This window comes from Bacteroides finegoldii DSM 17565 (assembly GCF_000156195.1).
GTDB classification, from domain to species: Bacteria; Bacteroidota; Bacteroidia; order Bacteroidales; family Bacteroidaceae; genus Bacteroides; species Bacteroides finegoldii.
In genome coordinates this window covers 16,060-16,429 of sequence record NZ_GG688346.1, presented here as the reverse complement: position 1 = coordinate 16,429, position 370 = coordinate 16,060, and the positions used below count along the sequence as shown (strand labels likewise).

At 37.3% G+C, this 370-nt stretch carries 1 pseudogene; it reads left to right on the top strand.

Annotation, left to right across the window (positions count from 1 at the left end):
- Nucleotides 1-154: 154 nt before the first annotated feature.
- Nucleotides 155-370: pseudogene (locus BACFIN_RS23085) on the top strand (hypothetical protein); the annotation flags it as partial.

Here is a 370-nt window from a genome sequence, read left to right as displayed (position 1 = left end):
ACTTTACGGCATTTACGAGGTGGACGAAAAGGTGGACTTGATTTCCGGCCGAAAAAAGTCCACCTTCCTGGGTTATATCTCATTGAATATCTATATTTTGCACAAATCCAACTCACGTTAAAACAGTAATTTTACAACGTCAAAAACAAAGAGTATGGCTATGCAAAACAACTCATTTTCGGTGCTGTTCTTCATCTATTTCTTGGATACCAATGTAGAAGGATCTACAGACGGATTACTGGCTTATTGGAAATTCAACGAAGGAAATGGCAAGACTATCAAAGATCATTCGGGTAACGGAAATACACTTGAAGCTGAAAAGAGAAATCCGACATGGGTTTCTGTTGCACTTCCTAAAAATATATTAATT